We start from the raw sequence: 3549 nt of genomic DNA on the forward strand, positions 1-3549 counted from the left end.
TTTTTTTAAACTAATATTGTAGTCAATAGAAAAATAAATTCTAACTTAAGGAGGTTTTTTTATTTTGCGTCGCTCAAACCGTCGTCCAAAATAAAAAATCCCTTCATATTTAACGTATGAAGGGATTCTGTGGAGTCGGAGGGATTCGAACCCTCGTCCAGCTAAGGAAACCAGTGTGCTTTCTACATGCTTAGTAATGCTTAATTGTCGGGGGAGGCAGGTGCAGTACAAACCAACGATTCCCCTTACCTGTTTAAGTTTCGCTTAGGATTAACAGTATCACCCAAACTAGTCCATTCAGATCGACACTCTGGATTCCGGACCGATAGGACAACATCCGGCAGAATGTGGCTCGGGAACAATGTTGCTCAACCGATTATAGCCCGTTAATCGAAGACATTCCGTCTAGGATTAGGCAGCCATAGCGTAGTTAGACTCGCCAATTATAGTTCGAAAGTTTTATTTACGGGAAATACTTACAACTCCCGACATGCTTACACCTAATTCGCACTTCCTGTCAATTCCAGTCGACCCCAAGTGTTTTCATAGGTATTAGTCTCATATTCTTTGATATTCGAAAATGAGGCTACAAATATAGGTTATTTCCGTCAAAAACGGCATAAATAGAGGAAATATTATGAATTCACTCCCTCTTTTTCCCTTATTCTAAAACGAAAGTTAGCTATGGAAGGTGCACTTGAGGGGATTATCCTACAAAGCAAAGTGGAAAAAATGAAGTGAAACTGCCGAACTCTTCACAATCTTTGATAATGCATGATGATAAGGGCCAGATTGGACTTTTTAGAATGCTATTTCGGAATAAATTGTTAACTTGCGCGAATGGAGAATTTTGTTGTTTCTGCAAGAAAATACAGGCCGGGGACTTTTAATAGTGTGGTGGGACAATCACATATCACCACTACCTTAAAAAATGCTATTCAGAATAACCATTTGGCACAAGCTTTTTTGTTTTGCGGCCCTCGTGGGGTTGGAAAAACTACCTGTGCACGTATTTTAGCCAAAACGATAAATTGTGAGCACAAAACAGAGGAAATGGAGGCTTGTAATAATTGTGCTTCCTGCCAATCGTTTAACAACAACAGTTCCATGAATATTCATGAACTGGATGCAGCCTCTAATAACTCGGTAGATGATATTCGAAATTTAGTTGAACAAGTGCGTTATGCTCCTCAGTCCGGTAAATATAAGATTTATATTATTGATGAGGTGCACATGCTTTCGAATGCAGCCTTCAATGCCTTTTTGAAAACATTGGAAGAGCCACCTTCTTATGCCATTTTTATATTGGCTACTACTGAGAAACATAAAATTATTCCTACTATTCTTTCCCGGTGTCAGATTTTTGACTTTAACCGTATTCAGGTATCAGATATCAGCGGGCACCTTCATTATATAGCAGGGCAGGAGCAGATTGAAGCTGAGGAGGAGGCCCTTCACCTAATTGCTCAAAAGGCGGATGGGGCTTTGAGGGATGCTCTTTCGATTTTTGATCTGATTGTAACCTTTTCTTCGGGAAAGAAAGTGACCTATCAAACCACGATTAAGAATCTGCACATTCTTGATTATGATTACTATTTTAAGGTAACAGATTTCTTGGTAGGGGAGGAAATGTCACAAGTTTTGTTGATTTTTGATGAAATTCTAAAAAATGGTTTTGATGGCCACAATTTCATTGTGGGGCTCAGCGAACATTTTAGAAATTTATTGGTAGCCAAAGACAATAAGACAGTCCAATTACTGGAAGTTTCTGAGAATGTACAACAGAAGTACAAAGAGCAGGCAAATGCAGTTCCTCTGTCTTTTTTGTTGACAGCATTGAACTTAGCCAGTCAATGTGACATAAACTATAAAGGAAGTAAAAATCAGCGCCTTCATGTTGAGTTGGCTTTGATGAAAATCGCTCATATTCCTTCAGCAGTTCAACTTGCGCAAACAAGGGAAGGAACTCTTGACCAAGAGGCAAAAAAAAAAACTACATTAATTAAGTCAGAAGCAGCGCCAAATGCTGTGGAGGAAAAAGCCAAGGTTGCTTCCAGGAGGGCCACTCCTTCCGTTGTGCTACCTAAAAAAACAAGTACACCGGCTTCAAAGCCATCCCCTCCAGTAGGTAGTTTGCCTAAAACTACAAAAATAGAGGGAATTTCTTCTCTTAAGGAAAGTATTGCCACTTATCAATCTACACCGCAGACAAAGGTAAAAGCCGTGCAAGATGAGGTTGTTCAAGATTTTGCTTTTACTCTAAATCAACTTCAGAAGGTATGGTCCCAATTTGCTGAGCAATTAAGAAAAGAGGATCGATTGGCTGAGTTTACAATACTTAAACATCCATATTCCCTTGGTGAAAATCATTTAATCCGGTTGGAACTAGCTAATGCAGTACAAGAACCGCTAATAGAAAAATTAAAACCGGAATTGCTGGGATTTCTTAGGAGAGAACTGAAAAATAGTTTAATTCAATTGGAAACAAAACTGGTTGCTGGTGATAATAAAAAAATGATTTATACACCTCAGGAAAAACTAAATTACTTATCAGAAAAATACCCTCAGGTAGTGGAATTGAGAAATCGTCTAGGGTTAAATCCTGATTTTTAGGGATTTTATTGAATAGGTGAAAAATAATTAAGAAAAAGGATGATAAATTAATCTTGGCCTAGATTTGTCGGGAGATACAAGATCTTTGAGAATCCTAATAAACTAAACAGTTATTTCTTTTACTTCATTTAGTGCCACCTCTGTGAGGGGTTTAGTGACAAATTTCACTACATGATTGTTATTCACAATTTTATCTATATCTCTCTTATTATCTGAACTTGATAAAATTATTACCTTACATTTGTCTTTAACAAGGTTTGGAAAACTTTCAAATTCATATAAAAAAACAAACCCATCTACTATGGGCATATTAATGTCCAGAAAAATAATATTAGGCAATCTTTCTTCTACATCTTTATTTTCCTCCAGGTATTCTAAAGCACTTTTTCCTGAATTTTTTATCACTACCTCTTTTGCAAAGCCCGTAATTTCGATGATTCTTTTACTGATAAAATTATCCGTATCATTATCATCGACCAACATCACTAAATCTATAATTTTTTTTACCATTATTCTATCTGCTTTAGTCTGGGAGGCTTTTGTTTTGATGCATCCAATACAAGATAAAAATTATTTATAATTCATTTCTAATCAAAATAAATATAAATCTTCATGATTTTTTCCTTTGTATCTTCAAATTTTTAAATCCTTAATCTAATAACTTCAAATTATGGTTTCCTTGTATATTTAGCTGGTGCTGAAACCAAATTATTAGAAATACTACTACCTTAACAATTTTGAAAGGACTTTCTTCCCCATCCGGGATTTTTACTTAGGGATGTCCATTGGATATAAAGGTGAATTATTCTTTGAAACTTGATTGAAATCTATTTTGGACTCTATTAAACTTAAAAATATTTGATGAGGCCAACTCCTAGTTTCAAATTTTGGAAGTTAGGGATTTGATTAACTGTCTGAATTTGGATTTATCTAATA

2 protein-coding genes and 1 other RNA gene are annotated in these 3549 nt (G+C 36.0%); 1 reads left to right on the plus strand and 2 read right to left on the minus strand.

All coding sequences use genetic code 11. The annotated features are described in order from the left end of the window. Window positions 1-127: 127 nt before the first annotated feature. Window positions 128-535: a transfer-messenger RNA gene (gene ssrA / locus E1171_RS04745) on the minus strand. Window positions 536-840: 305 nt separating this feature from the next. Between ssrA and E1171_RS04750 the strand changes: the two genes are divergently transcribed. Next, a complete protein-coding gene (locus tag E1171_RS04750; RefSeq protein ID WP_155204610.1) occupies window positions 841-2613 on the plus strand; it encodes a DNA polymerase III subunit gamma/tau in 1773 nt (590 codons plus the stop codon). Between the two features lie 102 nt (window positions 2614-2715). Here the strand turns inward: E1171_RS04750 and E1171_RS04755 are convergent, their stop codons facing one another. Beyond that, the gene (locus tag E1171_RS04755) at window positions 2716-3123 is read right to left on the minus strand and encodes a response regulator (RefSeq protein ID WP_246164159.1); all 408 of its coding nucleotides are present in this window, start codon (window positions 3121-3123) and stop codon (window positions 2716-2718) included. Between the last annotated feature and the right edge of the window lie 426 nt (window positions 3124-3549).

It is taken from the genome of Xanthovirga aplysinae (genome assembly GCF_009711365.1).
In the GTDB taxonomy this organism is placed as follows: Bacteria; Bacteroidota; Bacteroidia; order Cytophagales; family Cyclobacteriaceae; genus Xanthovirga; species Xanthovirga aplysinae.